This is a genomic window from Megasphaera sp. UBA4233, from assembly GCF_002395615.1.
Taxonomy (GTDB): domain Bacteria; phylum Bacillota; class Negativicutes; order Veillonellales; family Megasphaeraceae; genus Megasphaera; species Megasphaera hexanoica.
In genome coordinates, this window is the sequence record NZ_DGXL01000025.1 from 105,514 (window position 1) to 131,909 (window position 26,396).

The 26,396-nt window shown below is 49.3% G+C and carries 27 protein-coding genes and 1 riboswitch; of the genes, 24 read left to right on the forward strand and 3 right to left on the reverse strand.

All coding sequences use genetic code 11. From position 1 onward, the window contains the following. Positions 1-38 precede the first annotated feature (38 nt). The 15 genes from B2U90_RS08720 (at position 39) to B2U90_RS08790 (ending at position 14,915) form a co-directional block, all read left to right on the forward strand. Positions 39-1,274 (forward strand): FprA family A-type flavoprotein, encoded by a 1,236-nt coding sequence (locus tag B2U90_RS08720; protein WP_059076686.1) that lies wholly within the window; start codon positions 39-41, stop codon positions 1,272-1,274. Positions 1,275-1,380: 106 nt separating this feature from the next. Next, positions 1,381-1,536 carry a hypothetical protein gene (locus B2U90_RS08725; protein ID WP_170087271.1) on the forward strand — a complete coding sequence of 52 codons (156 nt, stop codon included), beginning with the start codon at positions 1,381-1,383 and terminating at the stop codon, positions 1,534-1,536. A gap of 123 nt (positions 1,537-1,659) precedes the next feature. Beyond that, positions 1,660-2,916: a putative DNA modification/repair radical SAM protein gene (locus B2U90_RS08730; protein WP_150824440.1), complete on the forward strand. Its 1,257-nt coding sequence runs from the start codon at positions 1,660-1,662 to the stop codon at positions 2,914-2,916. After that, positions 2,913-3,656 carry a TIGR03915 family putative DNA repair protein gene (locus B2U90_RS08735; RefSeq protein ID WP_292017603.1) on the forward strand — a complete coding sequence of 248 codons (744 nt, stop codon included), beginning with the start codon at positions 2,913-2,915 and terminating at the stop codon, positions 3,654-3,656. The genes B2U90_RS08730 and B2U90_RS08735 overlap by 4 nt, the downstream gene beginning before the upstream one ends. A gap of 73 nt (positions 3,657-3,729) precedes the next feature. After that, complete coding sequence (locus B2U90_RS08740) at positions 3,730-4,158, forward strand: DUF1934 domain-containing protein (RefSeq protein ID WP_083237101.1); 429 nt, start codon at positions 3,730-3,732, stop codon at positions 4,156-4,158. Next, entirely contained in the window at positions 4,158-5,822 is a 1,665-nt protein-coding gene (gene argS / locus B2U90_RS08745; protein WP_113855418.1) for an arginine--tRNA ligase, read from the forward strand. The genes B2U90_RS08740 and argS overlap by 1 nt, the downstream gene beginning before the upstream one ends. A 94-nt stretch (positions 5,823-5,916) precedes the next feature. Next, a complete protein-coding gene (locus B2U90_RS08750) occupies positions 5,917-7,527 on the forward strand; it encodes a CTP synthase (protein WP_059076690.1) in 1,611 nt (536 codons plus the stop codon). A gap of 666 nt (positions 7,528-8,193) precedes the next feature. Then, positions 8,194-9,549 carry an electron transport complex subunit RsxC gene (rsxC, locus tag B2U90_RS08755; RefSeq protein WP_059076691.1) on the forward strand — a complete coding sequence of 452 codons (1,356 nt, stop codon included), beginning with the start codon at positions 8,194-8,196 and terminating at the stop codon, positions 9,547-9,549. A gap of 17 nt (positions 9,550-9,566) precedes the next feature. Next, positions 9,567-10,604, forward strand: coding sequence for an RnfABCDGE type electron transport complex subunit D (locus tag B2U90_RS08760; protein WP_113855419.1), 1,038 nt, complete (start codon positions 9,567-9,569; stop codon positions 10,602-10,604). 1 nt (position 10,605) lies between these two features. Then, the gene (locus B2U90_RS08765; protein ID WP_059076693.1) at positions 10,606-11,154 is read left to right on the forward strand and encodes an RnfABCDGE type electron transport complex subunit G; all 549 of its coding nucleotides are present in this window, start codon (positions 10,606-10,608) and stop codon (positions 11,152-11,154) included. A 2-nt stretch (positions 11,155-11,156) separates the two neighbouring features. Then, entirely contained in the window at positions 11,157-11,780 is a 624-nt protein-coding gene (gene rsxE, locus B2U90_RS08770) for an electron transport complex subunit RsxE (protein WP_059076694.1), read from the forward strand. Further along, the gene (locus B2U90_RS08775; RefSeq protein WP_059076695.1) at positions 11,780-12,355 is read left to right on the forward strand and encodes an electron transport complex protein RnfA; all 576 of its coding nucleotides are present in this window, start codon (positions 11,780-11,782) and stop codon (positions 12,353-12,355) included. The genes rsxE and B2U90_RS08775 overlap by 1 nt, the downstream gene beginning before the upstream one ends. Before the next feature lie 25 nt (positions 12,356-12,380). Further along, a complete protein-coding gene (gene rnfB, locus B2U90_RS08780; protein WP_059076696.1) occupies positions 12,381-13,244 on the forward strand; it encodes an RnfABCDGE type electron transport complex subunit B in 864 nt (287 codons plus the stop codon). A gap of 117 nt (positions 13,245-13,361) precedes the next feature. After that, positions 13,362-14,306, forward strand: a complete 945-nt coding sequence (locus B2U90_RS08785) for an FAD:protein FMN transferase (protein ID WP_083501486.1) — start codon at positions 13,362-13,364, stop codon at positions 14,304-14,306. Between the two features lie 159 nt (positions 14,307-14,465). Next, positions 14,466-14,915, forward strand: coding sequence for an Lrp/AsnC family transcriptional regulator (locus B2U90_RS08790; protein WP_059076698.1), 450 nt, complete (start codon positions 14,466-14,468; stop codon positions 14,913-14,915). Positions 14,916-14,978: 63 nt separating this feature from the next. Here the strand turns inward: B2U90_RS08790 and B2U90_RS08795 are convergent, their stop codons facing one another. Then, the gene (locus B2U90_RS08795) at positions 14,979-15,713 is read right to left on the reverse strand and encodes an ATP-binding protein (RefSeq protein ID WP_292017604.1); all 735 of its coding nucleotides are present in this window, start codon (positions 15,711-15,713) and stop codon (positions 14,979-14,981) included. A gap of 125 nt (positions 15,714-15,838) precedes the next feature. Between B2U90_RS08795 and B2U90_RS08800 the strand changes: the two genes are divergently transcribed. The 4 genes from B2U90_RS08800 to pnuC all read left to right on the forward strand — a co-directional run bounded on the left by B2U90_RS08800 (position 15,839) and on the right by pnuC (position 19,708). Then, complete coding sequence (locus tag B2U90_RS08800; RefSeq protein WP_170087273.1) at positions 15,839-16,504, forward strand: Crp/Fnr family transcriptional regulator; 666 nt, start codon at positions 15,839-15,841, stop codon at positions 16,502-16,504. A 125-nt stretch (positions 16,505-16,629) separates the two neighbouring features. Next, positions 16,630-18,222 (forward strand): bifunctional metallophosphatase/5'-nucleotidase, encoded by a 1,593-nt coding sequence (locus B2U90_RS08805; RefSeq protein ID WP_292017605.1) that lies wholly within the window; start codon positions 16,630-16,632, stop codon positions 18,220-18,222. 24 nt (positions 18,223-18,246) lie between these two features. Then, positions 18,247-18,987, forward strand: coding sequence for a nucleoside phosphorylase (locus B2U90_RS08810; RefSeq protein ID WP_059076702.1), 741 nt, complete (start codon positions 18,247-18,249; stop codon positions 18,985-18,987). 1 nt (position 18,988) lies between these two features. Beyond that, the gene (pnuC, locus tag B2U90_RS08815; RefSeq protein ID WP_113855424.1) at positions 18,989-19,708 is read left to right on the forward strand and encodes a nicotinamide riboside transporter PnuC; all 720 of its coding nucleotides are present in this window, start codon (positions 18,989-18,991) and stop codon (positions 19,706-19,708) included. A gap of 86 nt (positions 19,709-19,794) precedes the next feature. Here pnuC and B2U90_RS08820 read toward each other — a convergent pair whose 3' ends face one another. Both B2U90_RS08820 and B2U90_RS08825 read right to left on the reverse strand, forming a co-directional pair. Beyond that, positions 19,795-21,012: a bifunctional 3,4-dihydroxy-2-butanone-4-phosphate synthase/GTP cyclohydrolase II gene (locus B2U90_RS08820; RefSeq protein ID WP_059076704.1), complete on the reverse strand. Its 1,218-nt coding sequence runs from the start codon at positions 21,010-21,012 to the stop codon at positions 19,795-19,797. 86 nt (positions 21,013-21,098) lie between these two features. Beyond that, positions 21,099-21,215, reverse strand: a riboswitch (FMN riboswitch). 49 nt (positions 21,216-21,264) lie between these two features. Then, positions 21,265-22,668, reverse strand: a complete 1,404-nt coding sequence (locus B2U90_RS08825) for an FAD-binding oxidoreductase (protein ID WP_059076705.1) — start codon at positions 22,666-22,668, stop codon at positions 21,265-21,267. Between the two features lie 203 nt (positions 22,669-22,871). On the opposite strand from B2U90_RS08825, the gene B2U90_RS08830 reads away from it, so the two are divergent. From B2U90_RS08830 to hpt, 5 genes are all read left to right on the forward strand, one after another. Next, positions 22,872-23,204 (forward strand): FtsB family cell division protein, encoded by a 333-nt coding sequence (locus B2U90_RS08830; protein ID WP_059076706.1) that lies wholly within the window; start codon positions 22,872-22,874, stop codon positions 23,202-23,204. Positions 23,205-23,325: 121 nt separating this feature from the next. Further along, the gene (locus B2U90_RS08835; protein WP_059076707.1) at positions 23,326-23,763 is read left to right on the forward strand and encodes a S1 domain-containing RNA-binding protein; all 438 of its coding nucleotides are present in this window, start codon (positions 23,326-23,328) and stop codon (positions 23,761-23,763) included. An 89-nt stretch (positions 23,764-23,852) separates the two neighbouring features. Further along, complete coding sequence (locus tag B2U90_RS08840; protein ID WP_170087274.1) at positions 23,853-24,761, forward strand: Ppx/GppA family phosphatase; 909 nt, start codon at positions 23,853-23,855, stop codon at positions 24,759-24,761. Then, a complete protein-coding gene (tilS, locus tag B2U90_RS08845; RefSeq protein ID WP_113855426.1) occupies positions 24,758-25,777 on the forward strand; it encodes a tRNA lysidine(34) synthetase TilS in 1,020 nt (339 codons plus the stop codon). Before B2U90_RS08840 ends, tilS begins: the two co-directional genes overlap by 4 nt. 21 nt (positions 25,778-25,798) lie before the next feature. Next, complete coding sequence (gene hpt / locus B2U90_RS08850) at positions 25,799-26,338, forward strand: hypoxanthine phosphoribosyltransferase (RefSeq protein WP_075581981.1); 540 nt, start codon at positions 25,799-25,801, stop codon at positions 26,336-26,338. Positions 26,339-26,396: the final 58 nt, after the last annotated feature.

Consider the following 26,396-nt stretch of genomic DNA (forward strand, 5'->3'; position numbering starts at 1 on the left):
AAAATTCTCTTTATATTTTAAAGGAGGTAACGATACTTATGCAGATTACAGAAGAAATCAAAAATGGCATCTATTGGATGGGATGCAATGATTTCCGGACTGAATTATTTGAACGGATTTTCCCGATTCCCGAAGGCGTCACCTACAACTCCTATTTCATTGATGACACAAAGACCTGTGTCATCGACGCCATGGACAAAGGATGCCGTGATGAGTTCCTGGAAGATGTAGAATATCTGCTTCATGGCCGCAAGCTCGATTATTTCGTCCTGCAGCATATGGAACCAGACCATGCCAGCTCGGCCGTCGCCCTGTTGGAAAAATACCCTGATGCCAAGATCGTAGGCCAGCCCCAGACGTTCAAGCTGTTTGAACAATTTTTCCGCAAACCGATGCCGGACCGTTATGTCGCAGTCAAAGAAGGCGACCAGCTGGCGCTCGGCAAACATACACTCCAGTTCGTCAAGGCACCGATGGTTCACTGGCCGGAAGTTATCATGAGTTATGACCTGACGGACCATGTCCTCTTCAGTGCCGATGCTTTTGGCATGTTCGGTACATTGGGCAATGTTTATGCCGACCAGGTCGATTTTGAAGAAAATTATCTCGATTCTGCCCGCCGCTATTATGTCAATATAGTCGGCAAATTTGGCCCCCAGGTCGTCAATGTCCTCAAAAAAGCATCGGGCCTTCCCATCGATTATATCTGCCCGCTCCACGGTGTCGTATTCCGTACGCCGGCAACCATCAAATACATTATTGAAAAATACCTTCACTGGGCAAAATATGTGCCGGAAAAGAAAGGTGTCGTCATTGCTTTTTCGTCCATTTACGGCAATACAGAACGGGTTGCCTGCGCACTGGCCCATAAGCTGAGCCAGCGGGGAATCCAGGATGTCCGCCTCTATGATGTGGCTAAGATTCATTCATCCTACATCACGGCGAAGGCCTGGGAATACAGCCATCTCGTACTGGCTGCTCCGACGTACAACCTCAATCTGTTCCTGCCTATGGAAAACTTCCTCCACGATCTGAAGACACTCATGTATCAAAAGCGTACTGTTGGCGTCATTGCCTGCCACAGCTGGGCATCGGCTGCCTATAAGACGATGGTCGATTACGTAGAAAACCAGTTCAAGTGCTGCGAACTGCTGGAACCGACGATGGACATCAAATCGTCTCTGAAAGACGATCAGGAATGCGAACTCGATGATCTGGCAGATAAACTCGTCGAAAGCATCAATGAATATCCGGATCCGAAAACACTGATTTAACGGGTGTGATGAAAACGGGACTGCCACAGTAGGACGGTCCCGTTTTTTCTCCGGTTGTGCAAAAGGAACGATGATATATTGTTAGAAAGCACAGGAGGTGAGTTCTATGATTATTCGTGACAATACGGCTAAAAGCGGTGATCCTCATGAACAGGAAAAAGCCCGCAATAACGGGGAAGAACTGAAAATAGACCTGGGCCGGGACCTGACAGAAGATGAACAAAAGATTTTTGAAAAGCTGCGGGAAGGCCTGCATATGTAATGGCGGCGGCAAAGAGGATGTCTCAAAGGGCAGCCTCTTTTTTTTAAGCAATGGAAGAACGTATGTTTGAAAGACAGCAGCGGATGTGCTATGATAGGGGAAGAAAAAAGGGGGGGAGTCGGTATGGATTGGGACGGAATCCAGGAAAAATTGCAAATTCTGAGTGATGCAGCCAAATACGACGTTTCCTGTTCATCCAGCGGCAGTCACAGAGCCAATCAGAAGGGCGGCATCGGCAATGCCGCCTGCTCCGGTATTTGTCATACCTGGTCCAGTGATGGCCGCTGTGTATCCCTGCTGAAAATACTCATGACGAATTATTGTATCTATGACTGTGCCTATTGTGTCAACCGCTGCAGCCGGGAGACGAAGCGGGCTATGCTGACACCGGAAGAAATTGCCGATATTACGATACAGTTTTACCGGCGCAATTATATAGAAGGGTTATTCCTGAGTTCCGGTGTCTACCAGAGTCCCGATACGACGACGGAGCTTCTCATCCGTACGGCGCGGCTGCTCCGCGATGTCTATCATTTTAACGGATACATCCATATGAAAGGCATACCCGGGACGGATGAACGACTGATCCGGGAACTGGGACAGTATGTGGACCGGCTCAGCGTCAATATAGAACTGCCCTCATCGGCAGGCCTCCGGCTTTTGGCGCCGCAAAAAACGAAGCAGAGTATCCTCCTGCCCATGCGTGCTGTCCGCGCAGGCATTGCCGAACGGCAGGAGGAACGGAAAAAGAGCCGCAAAGTACCTGCTTTCGTACCGGCCGGGCAGACGACGCAGCTCATCATCGGAGCGACGCCGGACAGTGACCGCACGATTTTGCGTCTTAGCGAATCATTGTATCGCCATGTGAGCCTGAAACGCGTTTATTATTCAGCCTATGTGCCCATGCTCCATGGGCCGGGACTTCCGGAACTGAGGACGCCGCCGCTCCTGCGGGAACACCGTCTTTATCAGGCGGACTGGCTGCTGCGTTTTTATCAGTTTACGGCCGATGAAATACTGAGTGACGATATGCCTGATTTTGATCTTCACCTCGACCCGAAAGCCTGCTGGGCCCTGCGGCATCCGGAAGTCTTTCCCATTGAAATCAACCGCGCTTCCTATCACATGCTGCTCCGCGTGCCGGGCATTGGCGTACAGTCGGCACGGCGCATCTGCGCGGCCCGCAGGCAGGCCTGGCTTTCCTATGACAGTCTGCGGCGCCTGGGAATCGTCCTCAAACGGGCAAAATATTTCATCACCTGCCGGGGACGGTACTATGGCGGTCATACAGGGCAGGGGGAAATCCGGCGGCATCTCCTGCAGGATGAGGGGCGGTCCCGCTACGAAGAAGTTGATTTGTTTTCGGGAGGCACCATATGAATTACGAATATGACGGGACGTTTTTCGGCTTTTTGTCGGCTGTATTTGACGCCTGGCATGATGGCATAGAAAAGACAGAAAATATCCGCACCCAGGGGGAGCTATCGCTGTTTGATCAACCGCGGTTTGTGCCTTCTGATCCCGGCAAAGCCCGGCGGATCCTGGAAGCACTCCGTAAGCAGTGTGGCGGCAGGGCCAGTCATTTCCTGTACTATGCCTTCATGGCAGAACTGCCCGGGAGGGAAGAGGCGCTCCTCCTGTACCTGAGGCTGGCCTTTCATTATAAAAAAGAATTTCTCCGTCATCTCAGCGATGAACCGGTCTGGGCAGTACGTCAGATGGCCCGCAGGACGGGCAATGAGCGCCACAAGTTACTGGGGCTGCTGCGCTTCCGTGAATTGTCCGATGGTATGCTCTATGCCCGGCTGGCACCTTCCTGTGCTGTCGTACCCCTTATGGCACCGCACTTTGTTTCCCGTTTTCCCGGAGAACGGTGGGTCATCCACGATATACGCCGGCACATGGGTGTCCTCTATGAGAATCACACCCTTTCCCTGATTGAAATCCCAAGGACGTTGCAGGAATTATCTCTTTCCCGGGACGAGCAGGGATTCAATCATCTCTGGCAGGCGTATTATAAGACTATTGCTATAAAAGAACGGCGCAATGATACGGTGCGGCGCAGCTTTATGCCGGAAAAATACTGGCCCTGGCTCATAGAGGATGCGAAACATTCATGATTTGTTATTTCCTTTTTCCCCTGCTTGTTATATAATAGTAACATTGAAATAAAAAAAGAAAGGTTGGAATTCCGTGAAACCCGTTGTCGTAAGCGTTACGAGCATCCAGCGCAATGAACAAGGTCAGGAGCTGAAAATGGAGCTCGTATCGGAAGGCAAGTATTATAGGAAAAAAGATACCCAGTATATTATGTATGCCGAAAGCGAAATCACAGGACTTGAAGGTGTGACCACCATCATCAAGGTCCTGGATAATGGCAACGTCGTACTGGTACGGACAGGGAAGATGCAGCAGCGGCAGGAATACTGGCCGGGAAGGGAAACCCATTCGTGGTACGATACGCCTCTGGGCAGGCTTCCGGTCACGCTGAAGACCTATGTGTGCCGCTCCACTCTGTCAGATGGTACGGGACATATCGAGCTGGGATACGATGTGACAATCGATGGTTTTGCGTCCAATTATAATCAGCTGTCTATTGATGTGCAGGAGGATCATGCGTAATGGAAATGAAAGAATTAGTCAAGCAAGGCATACAGGAAGCTCTGGACAGAGCTGTCAAGGCGGGCACACTGCCTCAGGGAGAATACCCTGAAGTCGTGCTCGAAGTACCTCCCCAGAAGAAATTTGGCGATTTTGCGACGAATATTGCCATGCAGTCGGCGCGCATTGCCCATACATCTCCGCAGCTGATTGCCCGCGCTATTGTAGACCAGATGGATTATCCCTGGCTGGACAAGGCAGAAATTGCCGGTGCCGGCTTTATCAATTTCTTTCTGAATCATATGGTAATTTACGATACGCTCCGGCAGATTCTTTCTGCAGGTGAACAGTATGGGCAGGCAGAGCTGCGGGAAGATGACACCGTGCAGGTCGAATACGTCAGTGCCAACCCGACGGGACCGCTCCATGTCGGCCATGGCCGCGGCGCTGCCTACGGCAGTGCTCTCGTAAATCTTTTACGCAAGGCCGGCTACCATGTACAGGCTGAATATTATATCAATGACGCCGGCAATCAGATGGATAATCTGGCGGCTTCCGTCAATGCACGCTATCTGGAACTTTTAGGATATCCTTCGGAAATCCCGGAAAACGGATATCACGGCCATGACATCGTTGAAACGGCCCAGGCCATTATAGACCAGGACGGGGATGCGTATTTATCTATGGCAGAACCGGAACGGCTGGCGTACTTCAAGGACCGGGCCTATGCAGAAAAACTGAAGGCCCTGCGGCAGGATCTGGCTGCGTTTAATGTCCATTATGATAACTGGTTCAGCGAACGGACTCTCCATCCCGATGCCATCCGCGCGGCCTGTGATGAATTGAAAAAACGGGGCAAGGCCTACGAAAAAGACGGGGCGCTCTGGCTGAAATCGACCGATTACGGCGACGATAAAGACCGGGTCATCATCCGCGATAACGGCGTGCCAACCTATCTGGCTGCCGATATTGCCTATCACAAGAACAAATATGAACGGGGCTTTAAGAAGATGATCAATATCTGGGGTGCCGATCATCATGGATACGTAGCCCGCGTCAAGGCGTCCATGGCAGCTCTCGGATATGATCCGGCTCAGCTGGAAGTGCTGCTGCTGCAGATGGTCAGCCTGTTCCGCGATGGCAAGCCCGTGAAGATGAGCAAGCGGACTGGCCAGGCAATCACCCTGAATGAGCTGATTGAAGAAGTCGGGACCGATGCAGCCCGGTATTTCTTTATCATGCGCTCTCTCGATACGCAGCTCGACTTCGACCTGGACCTGGCGAAATCCCACAGCAATGAAAATCCGGTCTACTATATCCAGTATGCCCACGCCCGGATTTACAGTATTTATAAACAAATCGAGGAAGCAGGCGGTACTATCCCGGAAGAATGGTCTGACGTAGTCTGGGATACACTGAAGGAACCACAGGAACTGGAACTGATCAAGAAGATGGCGGCTTTCCCGGAAGAAATTCAGATTGCCGCACGGGAACGGGCTCCGCACCGCATAGCTCATTTTGCTCATGAACTGGCCAGCCTGTTCCATAACTTTTATAACCACTGCCATGTCATCCAGCCCGATAAGGACCTGGAAAAAGCAAGACTGGCCCTGGTTACGGCCGTCCGGATTACCATCGCCGGATGTCTGGCTATTTTAGGGGTTTCTGCTCCTGAAAAAATGTAATATAATATACTTTATGATTTCCTGCCGCAGTTGCGGCATCTTACAGTACTTACTTTATCAGTCTACGAGCAGTCATGCTCAGCAGGGAGGAATTATGGCTAAATACATATTTGTGACAGGCGGGGTTGTTTCATCACTCGGTAAAGGGATTACGGCAGCGGCACTGGGCCGTCTTCTGAAGAATCGTGGTTTCAAGGTTACGATTCAGAAGTTTGACCCCTATATCAATGTAGACCCCGGTACGATGAGCCCCTATCAGCACGGTGAAGTTTTTGTCACCGACGACGGCACGGAAACAGATTTGGATTTAGGTCATTACGAACGTTTCATTGATATCAATCTGGGTAAGAATTCCAATGTCACGACCGGCAAGATTTACTGGTCGGTGCTTCAAAAAGAACGGCGTGGCGATTATCTGGGCCATACGGTACAGGTTATTCCCCACATTACCAATGAAATCAAAAACCGCGTGTACCGTGTAGGCGATGATGACAATGCCGACGTCGTCATTACGGAAATCGGCGGGACTGTCGGCGATATTGAAAGCCTGCCGTTCCTGGAAGCCATCCGCCAGATAAAGAAAGAAGTAGGCCGCAATGACGTGTTGTATATTCACGTCACTCTGGTACCGTACATCGGAGCTGCGGGCGAACTGAAGACGAAACCGACCCAGCACAGCGTAAAAGAATTGCGGGGTATTGGCATCCAGCCCGATATCATCGTCTGCCGTACAGAACGGCCGCTGTCTGATGAAATGAAAGATAAACTGGCCCTGTTCTGCGATATTGATAAAGATGCTGTCATCGAAAATAAAACACTGGACAGTATCTATGAAGTTCCGCTTCTCCTTTCTGAAGAAGGATTGGATCGTATCGTACTGGAAAAACTGGATCTGCCGGATAAACCGTGCGATATGGAAGACTGGAAGAAGATGGTCCATGCTATCTATCACACGGAACATGACCTTACGATTGCCCTCGTAGGCAAATATGTAGCACTTCACGATGCCTACCTCAGTGTAGCCGAAGCACTGAGTCATGCTGGTTATGCCTATAAGACCAAAGTGCATATCAGATGGATTGATTCGGAAACGCTGGAACCGTCTGATGCCAATCTTGATGAAGTGTTCAGCGGTGTAGATGGCATTGTCGTACCCGGCGGATTTGGCAACCGCGGTGTAGAAGGCAAGATTAAGACGGTACAGTATGCGCGGGAACATAAGATTCCCTACCTGGGACTTTGCCTGGGTATGCAGTGCGCTGTCATGGAATTCGCCCGCAACGTCGTAGGCCTGAAAGGGGCAACGAGTTCGGAATTCCAGGAAGATGCCGAATTTCCGGTCATCGATCTCATGCCGGATCAGGTGGATATTTCTAACAAAGGTGGTACGATGCGCCTCGGCTTATATCCCTGCAAACTGGCTGAAGGCACTAAGGCACGGGAAGTTTACGGACAAGACCTTATTTACGAACGGCATCGTCATCGCTGGGAATTCAACAATAAGTACCGGACAGAACTTACCAAAGCCGGGCTGGTCATATCGGGGACATCTCCTGACGACCGGCTGGTCGAAATTGTAGAACTTCCGGATCACCCCTATTTTGTCGGCTGCCAGTTCCATCCGGAATTTAAATCCCGTCCGACTAAAGCCCATCCGTTATTCAGAGGACTCATCTCGACAGCGTTGGAATTAAAAAATAAATAAATCCGTCTGTATATTCTGCTGCTCCGCTATATCATGCGGAGCAGTATTTTTTGTGGCATCCTGCCCGAAAAGTTTATCGTTTAAGTTATATTTGTTGTCACTTTTTGATATAGTACTTTGTTCTAATTTTTCACATACATGGCCCAGGCTATGGTGATAATTCCATGAATCAGATAAATTCTTATCTATGTATCACGAATATGTGATGAATACAGACCTTTTCTGTATATAAAATACGCATAATCAATATGCAGAATAGGAAAAATGTTTTGGGACAAAAGTCGATAATCATGCGGAATATATAGAAGACATGCGGAAATAGGGTAGGAGCTTGCTATAATTTTCACATTGAATAATAAAAGAGATGATGATATAATGATAACGATTGAAAGTGGATAATTCTGTCCTGATAAAACGTTTATCTGCTTTCGAAAGAGCGGTCACCTAGTGATTGCAGATTTGTAAGCACCCCTTTGGGATACGATATAGTGCAGTCGGAATTCATCGGCGGCATTACGGCTTTCATGCCGTCTTGTAGAGGCGTCAAGTTATTCGACAGGTTTTTGACAGACAAGAAATATGCCGGGCCGGAAAACGTATCGCTTCTCTAAATTGGTTGCTTAATGTTTTTATTTTTTCATTATATATTTAATGAGGTGATTTTTGATGTTGAAAACCTTTAAAAGAGGTGGGGTTCATCCTGACGATGGCAAAATCTATGCAAAAGATAAAGCCATAGAAACCCCAGCAATACCGGATCAAGTAGTCATCCCGATGAGCCAGCATTTTGGCGCTCCTTGCACTCCGACAGTCAAGGTTGGCGATCATGTCAAGAAAGGGCAGCTCATTGGTACGAGCGATGCTTTTCTCCATGCTGACATCCATGCTTCTATTTCCGGTGATGTTGTCAAGGTAGCTCCCATGCCGCACAACATGATGGTTAAGTGCATGGCTGTTGTCATCAAATCGGATGGTAAGGATGAATGGGCTGATGGCATTCCCCAGGAACGGGACTGGACTAAGCTCGAAAGCAAGGAAATCATCGAACTGATTAAAAAAGCAGGCGTTGTAGGCTGCGGTGGCGCTACCTTCCCTGCTCATGTAAAATTTACGCCTAACAAACCTGTCGATACTTTCATTGTAAACGGTGCCGAATGCGAACCGTATCTGACATGCGACTACCGTGCCATGGTAGAAGATGAATATGTTCAGAAACTGGTAACCGGTGTCCAGATCATCATGAAAGCTCTCGGTGTACATCAGGGTTATATCGGAATTGAAGATAATAAACCGGAAGCTATTGCCAAACTGACAGAAGCTTTTAAAGATATTCCGGAAGTTACGGTTCAGCCTTGTGTCACGAAATATCCGCAGGGCGCTGAAAAAATGATGATTGAAGCCATGACAGGCCGTCAGGTCGAACCGGGCGGACTGCCGATGAATGTCGGCTGTGTCGTAAGCAATGTCGGTACGGTCATTGCCGTTACCGATGCCGTATGCCATGGTATCCCGTTCATTTCCCGTCTGACGACTGTAACCGGTGACTGCATCAAGGAACCGAAGAACCTGAATCTCCGTATTGGTACATTGTTCCAGGAAGTCATTGATTATTGCGGCGGTTTCTCCCAGACTCCCGACCGGGTAATCGGCGGCGGCCCGATGATGGGTCTTGCCCAGTACCAGCTCGATGTTCCTATTACCAAAGGTGCATCTGGTATCCTCGCATTATCGCCTGAAAAATGCCAGGTTGGTGAAGAATCTCCGTGTATCCGTTGCGGCCGTTGTGTAGAAGCATGTCCGATGGGTCTTATCCCGAGTCAGCTGAGCATCTTCTCTTCCTGCCAGGCATGGGATAAATGCATGGAATACGGTGTTATGAACTGCGTAGAATGCGGCAGCTGCGTTTATACCTGCCCGGCAAAACGCAATATCGTCCAGTATATCCGCAACGCCAAGGCACAATGCAAAGCTATGCAGAGAGCAGCACAGGCCAAAGCCGATGCGCAAAAGGCTAAGAACTAATTGGAAGAAGGGATATCATGAGTCCAGAAGCGAAAGGACAAACTATAGGAAAGGATGCTAAAGACATGCAGGAATTAAATCTTACTGTATCATCTTCACCGCATGTTCGCTGTAACGAAAGCATTCCTAAGATTATGTGGAATGTTGTAGCTGCTCTCGTACCGGCTGCTGCGTTCGGCGTTTACTATTTCGGTGCCAATGCACTTCTTAACATGGTCGTTGCAGTTGTGTCTGCAGTTATTTTTGAATTTTTATGGGAAAAAGCACTGCACAAGAAAGTCACTATCACCGATGGCAGTGCCGTCATCACCGGCCTTCTGCTGGCGATGTGCTGCCCGCCGAGCCTTCCCTGGTGGATGAGCATCGTCGGTTCCTTCCTGGCCATCGTCGTATGTAAACAGTCTATGGGCGGCCTTGGTTATAACCTCTTTAACCCTGCTCACGTCGGCCGTGCCGGCCTGATGGTTTCCTGGCCGATTGCCATGACGACATGGACTAACATGGACGGCAGTGCTGCTGTCAGTGCCGTTGCCGGACCTACTCCGCTGAATGCCTTCAAGCATGGCGGTCAGGATGCATTGTTCAATGCATTCAATGCCACCGACTGGGGTACCATTTATCAGCAGATGTTCTTTGGCATGCGCAGCGGTTCCGCTGGTGAAACCTGCACGGTCCTGTTGATTCTCGGCGGTCTCTATCTGATCTGGAAAGGTTACATCAAATGGCAGGTTCCGGTTGTCATGATTGCAACTGTCGGCGTTCTTACTGCTATTATTTACAGCCCCAATGCTGCTGTATTTGAAATGATGGCCGGCGGCCTCATTATTGGTGCTTTCTTCATGGCAACAGATATGGTCACGGCTCCGATTACACTGAAAGGCCAGATTATTTTTGCACTCGGTGCAGGCCTTATTACCGTACTGATCCGTGTACTCGGCGGGTATCCGGAAGGCGTTTGCTATTCCATCCTGCTCATGAACACACTGACTCCGCTGATTGACCGTCTCGTCAAACCGACCGTCTTCGGTGAAGTAAAGGCAAAGGGGGCTAAATAAAATGGCAGACAATAATAAGAGCGGTATCTTCAAAATCGCTATGAATCTGGTTTGCACGTGCCTCGTTTCCGGCTGTATCATCGGTCTCGTATTCTTCATTACCGGCCCGACGGCTGCAGCGAAAGCAGAACAGATGAAACAGGATTCCATGAAAGCCCTGGTCGATGCTGACCAGTTCGTTCCTGTTCCTGGTGAAACGGATACGTTCATCGCTCAGAAGGGCGGACAGAAAGTAGCGTATATCATTCCGACGGCTCCGAAAGGATATGGCGGACCGATCAAAATGCTGACCGCCGTTTCCATGGATGGCAAAGTCATCGATTATACGGTTCTCGAAGCCAATGAAACTCCGGGCCTCGGCGACAGAGGTGCTAAATCCCCGTTTAAAGACCAGTTCAAAGGCAAAAAAGCAGAAAATCTGGAAGTTACCAAAAATGCCTCTGAAAAGGATAAAATTCAGGCTATGACGGGTGCCACCATTTCTTCCCGGGCCTTTACAAAAGGCGTAAAAGAGGCTGTTGAAAAAGCAGCGCAGTTAGGGGGTAAATGATAATGAATCTTTGGAAAGTATTTACTAGAGGCATTATTGAAGAAAACCCGTACTTCGTCCTGGCCTTGAGCCTGTGCCCGGGCCTCGCCGTTACAACCAGTGTCGTCAATGGTCTGACTATGGGTTGTACAGTATGGTTCGTTATTACCGCCAACAACACGGTAGTTTCGATTATCCACAAATTGATTAACAAAAAAGTCCGTATCCCTGTATACATCACCTGTATTGCTACCATCGTAACGTGCGTACAGTTGTTCCTGCAGGCCTATGCTCCGGACCTGTATAAAGCTCTGGGCGTATACCTCGACCTGGTTGTCGTATTTGCTATCATCCTGGCACGTGCAGAATCGGTTGCTTCCAAAAACGGCGTCGTCGTTTCGTTCCTCGATGGTATGGGCATGGGCATCGGCTTTACGATTGCTATGTTCCTTATTTCCTTTATCCGTGAAATCCTTGGCAATGGCACCTTCTTTGGCATGCCGGTCTTTGGCGATGCTTATCAGCCTGCCCTGATCATGGCCCTGCCGCCAGGAGCTTTCATGCTCATCGGTTTCATCATGGCCGGTTTCAAAATCTGGAATAAGCATGTTGAAAGACAGAGACAATTGAAAGGGGTTGAAGGATAATGGGCGCATATTTTACGCTGTTTATCGGAGCTGTTCTGATTAACAACTTCGTATTGACCAAGTTCCTGGGCCTGTGTATCTTCTTCGGCGTTTCCAAGAACTTAAATGCATCCGTCGGGATGGGCTTTGCCGTAACGTCCGTCATTACCCTCAGTACAATCCTGGCCTGGCTGCTTTACACGCAGGTTCTCGTTCCACTTCATCTGGAATTCCTGCGTACGATTTCGTTCGTAATTCTGATTGCCAGTTTCGTGCAACTATTGGAAATTGTCATCAAGAAAGAATCTCCGACGCTGTATAACATGTGGGGGATTTACCTTATGCTGATTGCAACGAACTGTATCGTTCTGTCCGTTCCTGTTATCAGTGTTACCAACAATTACAACTTCGTTGAAAACATCGTATTCGCCGTTGGTGCCGGCCTTGGCTTTGCTCTGGCTCTGATCCTCATGGCCAGCTGCCGTGAAAAACTGGACTATGCAGATGTACCGGAACCGCTCAAGGGTACACCGATTGCCTTCGTTGTAGCTGGTATGCTGTCCCTGGCATTCCTCGGCTTTTCCGGTATGATATAACGGAGAAAAGGAGATGTACTAGATCATGGATTATACGTTAACCGCGATCATGGCTGTCGTCATTCTGACCTGCATTGGCCTCGTATTTGGCTTTGTCCTGGCCTCGGCAGATAAGAAGTTTGCCATGGAAGAAAATCCGCTCATCGGCGAAGTTAAAGAAGCACTGCCGCAAGGTCAGTGTGGTGCTTGTGGTTTTGCCGGTTGTGCAAAATATGCTGAAGCTGTCGTTCTCGATCCGGATGTTCCGCCCAATCTCTGCGTACCTGGCAAAGCAGCTGTTGCTGCTGTCGTAGCTAAACTGACAGGGAAAGTCGCTGAAGCAACGGAACCGAAATATGCCCACGTCAAATGCCGTGGCGGCAATGGCATTGCCAAACTTGCTTTTGAATACAAGGGCGTACATGACTGTGCTGCTGCCAAGCTGGTCCAGCAGGGTCCCAAGTTCTGTAAATTCGGCTGCCTTGGATTTGGCAACTGCGTACGCAGCTGTCCGTTCGGCGCTATGACCATGGGCGAAAATGGTCTGCCCCAGGTCAATAAAGACATCTGCACTGGCTGCGGCAAATGCGCCAGTGTCTGCCCGAACCATGTAATAGAACTGCTTCCTATCAGTGCAAAAGTAAGCGTAAGCTGCAGCTCCAAAGATTTTGGTGCACCGGCTATGAAGAACTGTAAAGCCCTCTGCCTGGGCTGCGGTTCCTGCATGCGCAACTGCTCGCATAAAGATGAAGAAGCCATCAAGATTATCGATCACCTCGCCGTTGTCAATCAGGATGTCTGCCACCATTGTGACAATGCTACCTGCCTGACCAAGTGCCCGACTGGTGCTATCGGTGAAATGATTAAAGGCGTCTATAAGAAAGAAGAAACGAAAGAAAACGTAGGTTAATATATGGATCTGAAACGCTATGCCCGTTATCTCAGCATGGCTGCGCTTTTGATCGTTATGAGCTGCTCCGGGTGTTCACTGCATCCGGAGCAGTCTTATAATAAGAGCACCATTGCCATGGATACAACGATTCAGCTGCGGGCAGAAGGAAAAGAAGCAAAAGAAGCCGTAGAAGAAGGGCTCGAACGGGTACATCAGCTCGATAGTCTGGCCAGTGCCCAAAATCCGGATAGTGATATAAGCCGCATCAATGCAGCGGCCGGTCAATCCTATGTCCAGGTAGACCCGTCAGTCTATGAAATGATTGCCATTGCCAAAGAATATTCGGAAAAGACCCAGGGGGCATGGGACATCAGTGTCGGTATCATCACAAAATTGTGGGATATCGGAAATGATGACCAGCATGTTCCGTCCGATGAAGAAATTGCATCGGCCCTGACTCACGTAAATTATAAGGATATCCTGCTCGAACCGGGAACTCACAGCGTCATGCTGGCGAAAGAAGGGATGTGCCTCGATCTGGGCGGTATCGCCAAGGGTTTTGCCGTCGATGAAGTTCGCAAGATTTATGAAGCCCACCACATTCAGAGCGGGCTCATCAACATGGGGGCCAGTTCTATGTATGCCGTCGGCAGGACGGGCAAGGATAAGCCATGGAAAATTGGTATCCGCCATCCCCGCAATGATTCTCCCGATACGTATCTGGGCATCGTTTCTATTGAGAATCAGGCCTTAGGCACTTCCGGGGATTATGAACGGTACTTCATCCAGGATGGCATCCGCTACCATCATATTTTTGATCCGCGGACCGGCCGGCCAGCCCGTTCCGGCGTTATGAGTGATTCTGTCGTCATTGATGGAAAGGTTGATCATGCCGGTATGCTCAGTGACATGTTTACGACCATTATCTTTGTCCTTGGACCTGAAAAAGGGATGGAATTCCTTAAAAATCTGGATGGTGTAGAAGGCGAAATAACGGCGGAAGACGGCACTGTATACATGACGGAAGGGTTTAAGGACCATTTTTCTGATCTTAACGAGGACTTTCATCTGGTGAAGTAAATCCTGTATTCTGTGGATTTTCTCGTTATACGATTGATTATAAAGACATTCAATAAATTTTAAATTATATATTTACATTTCCTTTATAATGTAAGATAATATATGTATGCAGAAATCTTTTAATCTTGCATTAACTAACGTAAGGGGGATGTAACCTGAATGGATCATATTGACGAAAAAATCCTGACAATTCTTAAGAAGAATGGCAAGGCTTCAGCTACGGAAATCAGCAAAATAGTCGGCCTGTCTATACCGGCTGTTTCAGAACGAATCCGTAAAATGGAACACAATGGTATTATTGAAGGCTATGGGGCTAAAATCAGCCGCCGCAAGACGGGCTATAACGTCACGGCCTTTATTATGGTCAACCTGGAACGTTCCGGTGATGTGGAAGAATTCCGCCAGAAAGTTGTCGAATTTAACCAGGTATTGGAATGCCATCATGTGGTCGGTGCTTTTGACTACCTGCTGAAGGTATTGGTCAAGACACCGGACGATCTGGAACATTTCCTCATGGAAGAGCTCAATGAAATTCCGACGGTAGCTTCATCTCAGACATTCATGTGTCTTTCTACTTTGAAGGAAGAATGGAATGTCAATGTGCAGTGAAAAAGAAACGGGCGTGCAAAGCAGTTTTGCTTTCGCACGCCCGTTTCTTTTTATAGAGCTGATTTATTTATCTAATATGTTTCCGTCAAGGGAGATGGTAACCACCTGCCAGGGAATGAACTTGCCACTCTGCTGCAAGGCTTTTTTGGCTGCCATTTCCAGTCCACCGCAGCAGGGAACTTCCATGCGGACGATAGTTACTTCTTTTATGTCATTGCTGCGGATGATTTCCGTCAACTTTTCTGAATAGTCGATGTCATCCAGTTTGGGGCAGCCGATAAGGGTGATACGGTTTTTGATGAAGTCTTCATGAAAACGGCCATAAGCATAGGCGGTGCAATCGGCGGCGATGAGGAGCCGGGCACCGTTAAAATATGGTGCATGGGCTGGTACCAGTTTGATTTGTACCGGCCATTGGCGCAACCGGGACAGGGACGGCTGGGATGATGCGCATCCAGAATCCTGGCCTGTAAGTACCTGGCTCTTCTGGCCGGGACAGACAGGCTGCTCCTGATGCAGTGTCTGCATGCGGCTTCCGGGGCAGCCCGTTCCGGTATAATGTGCTTTTTGGTGTTCCGCTACCGCCTGGGCATCATAGGGAGCCGCTTCACGTTCTTCAAAGGTAATGGCATCGGTCGGGCAATGGGGAAGACAGTCACCCAGGCCATCACAGTAGTCGTCCCGCAGCAGCGTGGCTTTGCCGCTTATCATGGCAATCGCTCCTTCATGGCAGGCCCGGGCACAGGAGCCGCAGCCGTTACATTTATCCTGATTGATGTGAATGATTTTACGTTTCATTTGAATTTCCTCCTTAATACACAGGGTTTTATGATATACTTTTATTCAGAGTGCTTTTGTTTATATCATTAGTATAGTACAATAAGAAAGAAAAATCTGTTGTTATTCTAACAATGAGGTGCGAAATGAATCAAAATGTGACTGTATTAAAAAAATTGCCCTTATTTCTGGGAATTAACGAAAAGGAAATCGATGTACTCCTTAAAGATATGGGAAGCCGTGTACGTTCATACGATAAGGGAAATTTTATCTTTTATGCCGGTGATGAAGTGCATGCATTGGGCATTGTTCTACATGGTAGTGTCCATATTATACAAGAGGATTACTGGGGAAATCGTAATATACTGGCATATATCCCTGCAGGAGGCATGTTTGCAGAAGCTTTTGCCAGTCTTCCCGATGCCCGTTCTGCCGTCGATGTCATGGCGGTAGAAAAAAGTGAAGTGCTGTTCATCAATCTCCGCTACATCCTGGGTGGCCATACGACGCTGACGGAAAGTCAGAAAACATTGGCGGCCAATCTGCTGGCAGTATTGGCTGGAAAAAATCTTGTACTGACTGAAAAAATACGATACATGTCACAGCGTTCGACAAGGCAGAAACTGATGGCCTATTTATCACACGAAGCGAGAAAAAGAGGCAAGGATACGTTTTCCATCGAATTTAACCGGCAGCAGCTGGCAGATTTTTTATCCGTAGACCGGTCTGCCATGTCGGCTGAATTGGGCAGAATGAAGCGGGATGGCCTTATTGACTATAATAAAGAAACGTTTACCCTGTTCCATAGCTGATTTAGACGGGAAAGGGAACTGCTATATGGAAAAAAATCTGAATATTTCCGTTAGTTAGTGTATAATACTAATAAAAATATATAACAAACGCATAGCATTAGAGTAACTTAATTGGAGGGGTACACATGAAAAAGAAAACTGCAGCCCTGGCGCTGGTTCTGTCCTGTTTAGTCAGTTCAGTATTTGCAGCAGATTATTCTCATTTGGTCATTATGCATACTAACGATACTCATGGATACGATCAGCGTGCCGATGGTGTCAACGGTATGGCAACCGTTGCGGCACTCAGAAAAGATTTTGAAGCCCAGGGAAAACAAGTATTACTGCTCGATGCAGGGGATGCAATCCAGGACAACAATCTGGTCAATCTGAGCAAAGGAAAAACGGCTATTGAATTCATGAATGCCGCCGGATACGATGCCATGGCCCTGGGCAATCATGAATTCGATTATGGGGCGGATGTCACACAACAGCGCATCAAGCAGGCTCATTTCCCCGTCATGTCAGCGAATATCATCGTAGACGCCACGGGAAAGCCGTTTACTCCGAAGACACATGCCATCCTTAAAAAAGGCAATCTGAACATTGGCGTATTTGGCCTGACGACCCCTTCGACGGTGACGACTTCCAACCCGAAAAGTACGCGGGGACTGACGTTCCTGGCTAAAGATAATATGTATACGGCTGCTCAAAAGGAAGTCAATGCATTAAAAGATGCAGACTGTGATCTGGTCATTGCCATCGGTCATCTGGGAAGTGCTCCCGATGCAGCGGGAGACCGGTCGGACGATGTGCTCAATCACGTTCAGGGAATTGACATTTTTATTGATGGCCATGATCATGTCATAAAAGACCGTACAGTAAACGGCACACTGTTAGCCGAAACGGGGGCACATCTGGCCAATATCGGTGTCATTCAACAGGTTGATGGGAAATGGAAAGAAGACCTGTATCCTTATGGACGATATAATAAGGAAGATCCTAAAGTAAAAGCTATAGTAGATAAGGCACAGGCCCGTATTACCAAGAAGTTGGCCAGTGTGGTCGGCACAACGGCGATGACGCTCGATGGCACACGCGCACCCGGCGTCCGGACTGAAGAAACGAATCTGGGTGATTTTCTGGCCGATGCCTTCCTGTGGCAGGTACGTCAGGCTACGGTGTTACAGCATGTCCGTGTTGATGGGGCTATCATGAATGGCGGCAGTATCCGTGCTTCTATCAACAAGGGAAAAATCACAGAAAATGATTTGCTGCTCGTCATGCCTTATCACAACTACCTCCAATATGTGACGATGAAAGGATCGACGTTATTGGAAATCCTGGAAGCCGCAACCTGTACGACCCCGAAAGCTATTGGTGCATTCCCGCAGGTAGCAGGGATTGAATACACCGTCGATACGCGGGTACCTTATGCCAAAGGGGACGTATATCCTCATTCCACCTATTATAGTCCGGCAAAACCGGGAAGCCGCGTGACCATTACAAAAGTAGGTGGCAAATCCTTCAACCCCGATGCGACGTATTGCATCGTCGTTCCCGATTATCTGACATCGGGTGGCGATACCTATTCTGCCTTGACAGATCCCGCTAAAGTAACGGTTGGTGATGTCGATTATCTCGATGTCGATGCTGCCCGCAATTATATCAAAGAAGCTCTGGGAGGAAACGTGGGAGATACGTATGCAAAACCACAGGGCCGTATTACGATTATTTAGACAAAAGGGAAAGAAGGATTCAGTATGGAAGCGAAAGAAATTCCTCAGCCCCATACCCAGCTGACCAAAGCCATTGACACGGATTCTGCCATTATCATGGGAGATCCTGCACGGGTAGATACGATTGCGAAATTGATGGATCATGTCGTTCCCTGGGCCTGTAACCGGGAATACAAATCCATTATTGGCATGTACAAGGGGAAAAAGATACTAGCTATGTCTACAGGAATCGGAGCACCGTCTGCGGGCATTGCCGTGGAAGAAATGCATAATGTCGGTATTAAACGGGTTATCCGCGTCGGTTCTGCCGGAGCCATGCAGCATGATATACCGCTAGGGCAGTTAGTGATTGCCGAAGGAGCTGTCCGCGATGATGGACTGTCCCGCAAGTATGTGCCGGAAATATATCCGGCCGTACCGTCCTTCCGGCTCCTGGCCCTGGCCCATACATATGCTCCAAAGGCCTGTTATGGCATTATCCGTTCGCACGATGGATTTTATATGGATGACAATGATAAGACCGAAGCGTTCTGGTCTGAAAAGGGCATTGTCGCCGATGATATGGAATCGGGGATTCTGATGATTATCGGCCGCTTGCGCCATATGGAAACATTGTCGATCCTGAATAATGTCGTCCTCTATCAGGGAGACCTGGCAGAAGGTGTCAATGATTTAGTGAATAGTGCCGATCTCGTGGCAAAGGGAGAACAGGACTCGCTCGTGACGGCTCTGCAGATCCTTTCTGATCCGGAAGGAGAAGCATAATATGGAAACAACACAGCATAATTGGTTTTATAGCCAGCTCTTTACCAACTGGAAGCGCTTTGAAGTTACCTATGTGGCCGTGCTGATTTTATTGCAGCTCGTCGTCTATGCCATCGCCCCCGACAGCATCGTCGGCATGATTTCCGGCGTAGCCGGAGTGCTTTGTCTGGTATACGGCATGAAAGGCCGTAAAATATCTTTTATCTTTGGCTTTGTACAATGCGTTGCCATGACATACATTGCCTGGATCAGCCATGCCTATGGGTCTTTTGCCATGGATATCGTCTATGTCATTTCCCAGCCGATAGGATGGTATATGTGGGGGCATCAGGAAACGACTCATTCGTTTCAACCGGGGACGCGGAAAAAAGTATTTATGGCAGCCTTCATTGCCTGGGCGGCCGGCTGGTTCGTCCTGGCCCAGGTAGGCGGCCAGCTGCCTTATTTTGATTCCATTAACTTCGTAGTCAGCTTTATAGCTCAGATTCTCTACATTCTGAAGTATAATGAAAACTGGTCTCTCTGGATTTTTGTCAATATTGCCAATTTTATTTATTGGACGATTTTATCGATTCAGATGGTACTGGGGGACAACACGATTGGCACCCTGGGAGCCAACTTGTCCCAGGTGGCGTTACAGGCCGCTCTGTTGTTCAATGCCATCTATGCACAGAAAGTATGGTCCAGCGGTGAAGCCGATAATGAAGGCGGCGCAGCTTAAGATTACGTAATACACATATGATTCCGCTTAAAAAAGCAGTAGCATTACGCAAAAACGCGTAATGCTACTGCCTTTTTTACAATCACTTATTTCAGATGAGTCAAGATATGCCCCATCTTATTTTTCTTAGTTTCCAGATAGAATTCATCAAATTTCTGGGCCGGCATTTCAATGGGAACCCGTTCGACGATTTCCACGCCAAACCCTTCGAGACCGTAAATCTTGAGGGGATTATTGGTAAGGAGCCGTAATTCCCGGGCACCCAGGTCCTGGAGTATCTGGGCACCGATCCAGTATTCGCGGAGATCCGGGGCAAAGCCCAGTTTTTCGTTGGCTTCTACTGTGTCATACCCCTGTTCCTGCAGGGCATAGGCTTTGAGCTTATTGATGAGCCCGATGCCGCGTCCTTCCTGGCGCATATACAGGAGGATGCCCCGCCCTTCCTTATTGATCTGCGTCAGGGCGGCGGCCAGCTGTTCACCGCAGTCGCAGCGGCAGGAACCGAAGACATCACCGGTCAGGCATTCCGAATGGACCCGGCAGAGGAGATTTTTGCCATCGCCGATTTCGCCTTTGACGAGGGCGACATGGTGTTCCCCGGTCAGGTCATTGATATAACCGTAAATCTTGAATTCGCCGTATTTGGTAGGCATCTTTGCCGTAGCTTCCCGCACGACGTGTTTGTCATGACGACGGCAGTAATTCTGCAGATCGTGGATGGAGACGAAAGTCAGGTGGTGAGTGCGGGCCAGTTCCCAAAGTGCCTTGGAGTGCATGATTTCGCCGCGTTCATCGAGGATTTCGCAGCATACGCCGACTTGCTTCAGCCCGGCCAGGCGCAACAGGTCCAATGTGGCTTCCGTGTGGCCGTTGCGCATGAGGACACCGCCCTTGACGCCGGTCAGGGGAAATACATGTCCCGGCCGGGTAAAATCATCAGCTGAGATAGAATCTGTCGCGGCTTTCTGGATAGTACGGGCCCGGTCTTCTGCCGTGATACCCGAATCTGTATCTTTATAGTCGATAGAAACGGTAAAAGCCGTATGGTTGTTGTTGGTGTTTTCGCCTACCATAGGGAACAAGCCCAGCTTATGGGCATATTCCTGACTGACGGGCAGGCAGATGAGTCCCTTGCCATGATTCATCATGAAATTGACGTTTTCCGGGGTGCAGTACTGGGCAGCGCAGATGAAGTTGGCTTCATCTTCCCGTTCGGGATCGTCGGCAACCATGACGATATGACCAGACTGCAATTCCTGGATTGCTTCTTCAATCGTATTATATGTTTGTTCTTTTGTATCCATCAGAAACCTCCTGTATATAATTAAAAGCCCTGTTGCACTATGCATGCACAGGGCTTTATGACAATAAGAATACACATACACTATCATCATATCTTCTCTCATCCAGACTCTACTGTCGGTTTTGGAATTTCACCAAATCGTACACTGCGTGTTCGCGGACTGTCACCGCCGGTCGGGGATTGCGCCCTGCCCTGAAGATTATTCTATTATACCTGCAAATAGAAAGGAAGTAAAGAGACACCTTTCAGGTATTCATTCCACATCAAAGATTTTACCGGGATTGAGGATGTTGTTTGGATCGAGCGCTTTTTTTACGGCCCGCATCATGGCCAGTTCGTCGGGATTGGTGAATTCTTCCATCAATGCCTTGCGTTTGCTGCCAATTCCGTGTTCACCAGACAGACGGCCACCCAGCTGATAAATGAAACGATACAGCTCCTGCTGATTTTCCGAAACTTTTTCTTCCCATTGTTCGTATGTGAGGTCCTCGTTTTTCAAAATGTTCAAATGAATATTGCCATCTCCGGCATGACTGGCGATGCGTGTGATGAGGCCATATTTCCGGGCCAGTTCCAGAATCCGGGCCAGAAGCCGCGGCTCCTGATCGACAGGGACGACGACGTCTTCCTTACATACGATAAGGCTTTCGGCACGTACCGCTTCGGCAAAGGCCTTGCGGGCCTGCCAGATCCGGGCCGGGTCGGCGACCAGTACGGAAGAAGCACCACTGGCCGTGCACAGTTCGTCGAGGACGATGGCTTTATCATCGAGGTCGTCTTCACTCGTGCCTTCTACTTCCACAATCAGATAATTGCCCGTATCGCTGCCTTGGAGCGTTTCGTTCAGATAGCGTTCTACGGATTTGATGGTGATGTTGTCCATAAACTCAACGCACGTCGGCGTTATGCCGGCTTTTATGATTTTATTGACGACGCCGATGGACGCTGCTGTGTCGTCGAACACGGCGAGAAGGTCCAGCTTGTACCGGGGTTTGGGGAGTAATTTCAATGTGGCTTTGGTGATGATGCCCAGTGTTCCTTCTGATCCGATGACCAGCTGATCCAGACAATATCCCGTCGATTGCTTCTGCAGGCGGGCACCGAGCTGTACAATCCGTCCCGTAGGATTTACGATTTCAATGGAATAGACCTGATGCCGCGTTGTCCCGTATTTTACGGCCCGGTTGCCACCGGCATTGGTCGCGATGTTTCCGCCGATGAAACAGGAATCGCCGCTGCAGGGGTCGCCGGCATAGAATAATCCTTTTTCTTCAGCGGCTTTTTGCAAATCTGACGTGCGCACACCCGGTTCAACGACTGCGTACAGGCTGTCTGTATTGATTTCCAGGATATGGTTCATTTTTTCCAGTGACAATACGATGCCTCCATAGATGGGAACAGCTCCGCAGGCCAGCCCTGTTCCGGCACCGCGGGGAACGACAGGGAAATGATACTCGTTGGCCAGCTGTACGATGGCCGCGGCCTGTTGGGCTGATTCGGCAAATACGACGGCTTCCGGCATATGGTGGTATGCCGGATCGGTTACTTCGTCATGGCTGTATGGCTGCATGGCGTCAGTCTCTGTAAGAACATTTTTGCTGCCGGCAATTTCTTTCAGCCTGGTCAGTATTTCATCGTTTATCGGTGTATATGGCATAACGTAGCCTCCTTTTCGAATACATATGTCTATTATAGGAGAGATTCTCCTATTTTAAAAGGGGATAATCTCTAAGAAATGGGCCCTTTTCGTCAGCCACATTACGGCATTTCCCTTTAAATATCGGGAAAAGGCTTTATCTTGTAGTCATTTCAAGGTATACTATAAGTTAAGATTTTTTTAATCTGAAAAGGAGCTGAGACATGACGGTGAAACGTACAGGACGACCGCGCCTATCCGGGCAGGGCAGGAGACGGAACGTCCGCCGCAGGAAAAAGGCGGGCTGGTCTGCTTATAAGCGGATTGTCGTGGCTATTTTGATTTTTGGCGGCCTGTTTCTCGGTTCCAAGATATATGAGTTATGGCAGATTCATCAGGATATGACGATAACGGTCAACCAGGAACGGGAATTGACTGAAGAAAACCAGAAACTGCATGAAGAAAAAGACCGGCTGTCTTCACCGGAAGAAATCATGCGACAGGCGCGGGAACAGTTCGGACTGGCAAAGCCGGGTGAAATCCCATACCGTCGCTGATGGGGCGGAAAGGCAGTAGAAAGCATAATTTACGATTGAATTTTTTAATGTTTATTAGTATAATGTGTGTAAACGCTATTTGCGACGCGTGTCTATAGTTAAAGGAGGATGTCTTAGCAGCATGACAATCGAAGTAGGCAGTGTATTGGAAGGAACTGTTACAGGAATAACCAAGTTCGGTGCATTTGTCGAACTGCCGGATAAAAAAATTGGTCTCGTCCATATTTCTGAAGTAGCAAATGAATATGTAAAAGATGTTCATGATTTCCTGAAAGTTCAGGATAAGGTACATGTCAAGGTATTATCTATTGATGAAAAAGGGAAGATCGGCCTGTCTATCAAGCGGACACAGCCGGCTCCGGAAAAGAAAGAGTTTCATTCCAAGCGGGAATTTCACCACCACAATGGCGGGTTTGACATGAACCGCCGCGCTCCCCAGTCTCTGTCCTTTGAAGATCGGCTGAGCAGATTTTTGAAAGAAAGCGATGAACGGTTGATGGATCTGAAACGCAATACTGAATCGAAACGCGGCGGCCGCGGTGCCCGGCATGCTGATTAATTCCGTATCCAGGAAGGTATGGAGGGAAAAGAGTATTCCGACAGGGAATGCTCTTTTTGTTTCTTCCTGTTATGCGAAAAGGAGCAGTTATGGAACATGATGTATATGCCGTTATCGATATCGGATCAAATTCTCTCCGCTTCATGCGGGGAAAAAAAGACCGGGACGGACAATGGCATTTTTCAAAAAAAGAATTAGCGACGACCCGTCTGGGAAAAGACGTATCCAGGACCGGCCGTTTGTCCAGCGAAGGAGTAGAGGCCTCGCTGGAAGCTATGCGGCAGTGGAACGATGCGTACCCGGATCTGTGCGTTTGCGCCGTAGCGACGAGTGCCGTGCGGGAAGCTTCGGACGGACAGGCATTCCTGGCGGAAGTACGGGCCCGCTTTGGCTGGCACTGCCGCATTCTCAGCGGGCTTGAAGAAGCCTCGTTCAGCTATCGCGGAGCGGCAGGCAGTGCGCTGCCCGGAATGGTCGTGGCAGTCCTCGATATAGGGGGCGGCAGCAGTGAAATGGCACTGGGAAAAGAGGGAAGGAGCCTCTGGTCGCATAGTTACCCCATGGGGGCCGTGCGGTTTTGTCAGGACGTATCCGGTCCGGCGGCATGTGACGCGCTGGAACGGCGCTGCCGCAATCAGTGGCTGCCCATACCGGCTGTTCCTGACCGGCTGCTGGGCGTGGGCGGCACGCTTACGTCACTGGCAGCTATGGAACTGGGACTGGATCCCTATGATGCGGACCGGGTAGAAGGCACTGTCATTACCCGGGATTGTCTGTCAGGCTGGATTGACACACTGAAACGTATGACGCCGGAGGAACGGCGTCATATAAAAGGACTGCAGCCACGGCGCAGCGATATCATCCTGCCCGGTCTGCTTATAGCCCGTTCGTGCCTTTGCCATTATGATATTCCGGAAATCCAGATCAGTGAAAAAGATCTCATGGAAGGTATTTTTTACAGCCAGGCGTTCCAGGATGCGGCCTGGCGGAACCGATGAAGTCCACGGCCGGCCGCCTCCGGGATAAAGTAGAGTCATTCTGCCGGCATGAACAGCTGTTCCTGCCGGGTGATCACCTGCTCATTGCCTGTTCCGGCGGGCCGGACTCGCTGACCCTGCTTGATGTGCTGGCATCTCTGCGCCGTGCGTGGAATCTGACGCTGACCGTGTGTTATGTGCATCACGGCATCCGCCGGGCGGCTGATGATGAGGTTCCGGTAGTACGGAAGGCGGCAGAAGAACGGGGCTGTGGTTTTATGTGGGAATTTGTCGATGTGCCCCACGTTGCGGCGGTGACGCATCAGAGTCTGGAGACGGCCGGAAGGACGGAACGCTACCGCATTTTACGGCAATGTGCAGCACGATGCCAAGCTTCGGCAATTGCTGTAGCGCATCAGCAGAACGATCAGGCCGAAACGGTGTTGCAGCACCTGTTGCGCGGCAGCGGCCTTCAGGGCCTGGGCGGAATCCGACCTAAAAATGGCGACATCATCCGGCCCCTTCTGGCCTTGACACGGCGGGATATAGAAGATTATATTAAAGAACGGGGACTGGTTCCCTGCGAAGACGAAACCAATCAGAGCCGGGAATACGGGCGGAACCGCATCCGCCTGGAACTGATACCACAACTGGAGAAATATAATCCGGCAGTCATAGCCGATTTGAACAGGCTGGCCGTGCTGGCCGGTGCCGACGAGGAATTTCTTTCCCGCCAGACGGAGCAACGGGCTGCTTCCCTGGTGCAGGAAGACCAGAAGGGCGCCAGTATCGAAAAGAAGGCCCTGCTGTTACAGCCACTGGCTATGCAGCGACGCCTTATCCGGTATTTGTTTTCCCGTGTGCTCCAAAGTTTTCATGATGTGCCATTCCACTATACGGAAACCGTCCGCCAGCTGGCTGCAAAAGGTGCCGGTCATTGCTTTGAAGGGCTGGGCCTCTGTGTATATACGACAAAAGAACAATTGTGTTTTACCCGTGCTGCCCGGGGGGCATTTAAAAAGCGGCAGCATCATTGATTCATATTCAGGAGGAAAATCATGCATAGTGACGTAAAGCAAGTTTTATTTACAGAAGAACAGATCAAGGCCCGCGTACGCGAATTAGGCGCGCAGATAACGAATGACTATAAGGGGAAGAATATATTGCTTTGTGGCATTTTAAAGGGGGCCGTCACATTCTTTACCGATCTGGCCCGCTGTATCGATGGTCCTGTTGAATTTGATTTCATGGTCTGCTCCAGTTATGGCGCTTCGACGACTTCTTCGGGCTTTGTCAAGATCCGTAAAGACCTGGACAGTGATGTCAGGGGCCGGGATATCCTCATCGTCGAAGATATCATAGATACGGGGGTTACGCTCAGCAAATTGAAACCCCTTCTCCTGGAACGGGGGGCCGCTTCCGTAAAGATTGCGACGCTGCTCAGCAAGCCGTCGCGCCGGAAAGTAGATATCCCTGTCGATTATAATGGATTTGAAATCCCCGACGCTTTTGTCGTAGGATATGGACTGGACTATAACAGCCGCTATCGGAATCTGCCGTATATTGGCATATTGAAAGAAGAAGTGTACAGTCATTAAAAAATGTTGTTGCTTTCCTTAAAGTGTGATAATATAAGAATATATTTGGTTACTTCTC

What these genes read in the sequence shown, in the direction of transcription:
- B2U90_RS08720 (WP_059076686.1), top strand. Translation starts at nt 39, where the DNA reads ATGCAGATTACAGAAGAAATCAAAAATGGCATCTATTGGATGGGATGC.
- B2U90_RS08725 (WP_170087271.1), top strand. Translation starts at nt 1,381, where the DNA reads ATGATTATTCGTGACAATACGGCTAAAAGCGGTGATCCTCATGAACAG.
- B2U90_RS08730 (WP_150824440.1), top strand. Translation starts at nt 1,660, where the DNA reads ATGGATTGGGACGGAATCCAGGAAAAATTGCAAATTCTGAGTGATGCA.
- B2U90_RS08735 (WP_292017603.1), top strand. Translation starts at nt 2,913, where the DNA reads ATGAATTACGAATATGACGGGACGTTTTTCGGCTTTTTGTCGGCTGTA.
- argS (WP_113855418.1), top strand. Translation starts at nt 4,158, where the DNA reads ATGGAAATGAAAGAATTAGTCAAGCAAGGCATACAGGAAGCTCTGGAC.
- B2U90_RS08750 (WP_059076690.1), top strand. Translation starts at nt 5,917, where the DNA reads ATGGCTAAATACATATTTGTGACAGGCGGGGTTGTTTCATCACTCGGT.
- rsxC (WP_059076691.1), top strand. Translation starts at nt 8,194, where the DNA reads ATGTTGAAAACCTTTAAAAGAGGTGGGGTTCATCCTGACGATGGCAAA.
- B2U90_RS08760 (WP_113855419.1), top strand. Translation starts at nt 9,567, where the DNA reads ATGAGTCCAGAAGCGAAAGGACAAACTATAGGAAAGGATGCTAAAGAC.
- B2U90_RS08765 (WP_059076693.1), top strand. Translation starts at nt 10,606, where the DNA reads ATGGCAGACAATAATAAGAGCGGTATCTTCAAAATCGCTATGAATCTG.
- rsxE (WP_059076694.1), top strand. Translation starts at nt 11,157, where the DNA reads ATGAATCTTTGGAAAGTATTTACTAGAGGCATTATTGAAGAAAACCCG.
- B2U90_RS08775 (WP_059076695.1), top strand. Translation starts at nt 11,780, where the DNA reads ATGGGCGCATATTTTACGCTGTTTATCGGAGCTGTTCTGATTAACAAC.
- rnfB (WP_059076696.1), top strand. Translation starts at nt 12,381, where the DNA reads ATGGATTATACGTTAACCGCGATCATGGCTGTCGTCATTCTGACCTGC.
- B2U90_RS08785 (WP_083501486.1), top strand. Translation starts at nt 13,362, where the DNA reads ATGGATACAACGATTCAGCTGCGGGCAGAAGGAAAAGAAGCAAAAGAA.
- B2U90_RS08790 (WP_059076698.1), top strand. Translation starts at nt 14,466, where the DNA reads ATGGATCATATTGACGAAAAAATCCTGACAATTCTTAAGAAGAATGGC.
- B2U90_RS08795 (WP_292017604.1), bottom strand. Translation starts at nt 15,713, where the DNA reads ATGAAACGTAAAATCATTCACATCAATCAGGATAAATGTAACGGCTGC.
- B2U90_RS08800 (WP_170087273.1), top strand. Translation starts at nt 15,839, where the DNA reads ATGAATCAAAATGTGACTGTATTAAAAAAATTGCCCTTATTTCTGGGA.
- B2U90_RS08805 (WP_292017605.1), top strand. Translation starts at nt 16,630, where the DNA reads ATGAAAAAGAAAACTGCAGCCCTGGCGCTGGTTCTGTCCTGTTTAGTC.
- B2U90_RS08810 (WP_059076702.1), top strand. Translation starts at nt 18,247, where the DNA reads ATGGAAGCGAAAGAAATTCCTCAGCCCCATACCCAGCTGACCAAAGCC.
- pnuC (WP_113855424.1), top strand. Translation starts at nt 18,989, where the DNA reads ATGGAAACAACACAGCATAATTGGTTTTATAGCCAGCTCTTTACCAAC.
- B2U90_RS08820 (WP_059076704.1), bottom strand. Translation starts at nt 21,012, where the DNA reads ATGGATACAAAAGAACAAACATATAATACGATTGAAGAAGCAATCCAG.
- B2U90_RS08825 (WP_059076705.1), bottom strand. Translation starts at nt 22,668, where the DNA reads ATGCCATATACACCGATAAACGATGAAATACTGACCAGGCTGAAAGAA.
- B2U90_RS08830 (WP_059076706.1), top strand. Translation starts at nt 22,872, where the DNA reads ATGACGGTGAAACGTACAGGACGACCGCGCCTATCCGGGCAGGGCAGG.
- B2U90_RS08835 (WP_059076707.1), top strand. Translation starts at nt 23,326, where the DNA reads ATGACAATCGAAGTAGGCAGTGTATTGGAAGGAACTGTTACAGGAATA.
- B2U90_RS08840 (WP_170087274.1), top strand. Translation starts at nt 23,853, where the DNA reads ATGGAACATGATGTATATGCCGTTATCGATATCGGATCAAATTCTCTC.
- tilS (WP_113855426.1), top strand. Translation starts at nt 24,758, where the DNA reads ATGAAGTCCACGGCCGGCCGCCTCCGGGATAAAGTAGAGTCATTCTGC.
- hpt (WP_075581981.1), top strand. Translation starts at nt 25,799, where the DNA reads ATGCATAGTGACGTAAAGCAAGTTTTATTTACAGAAGAACAGATCAAG.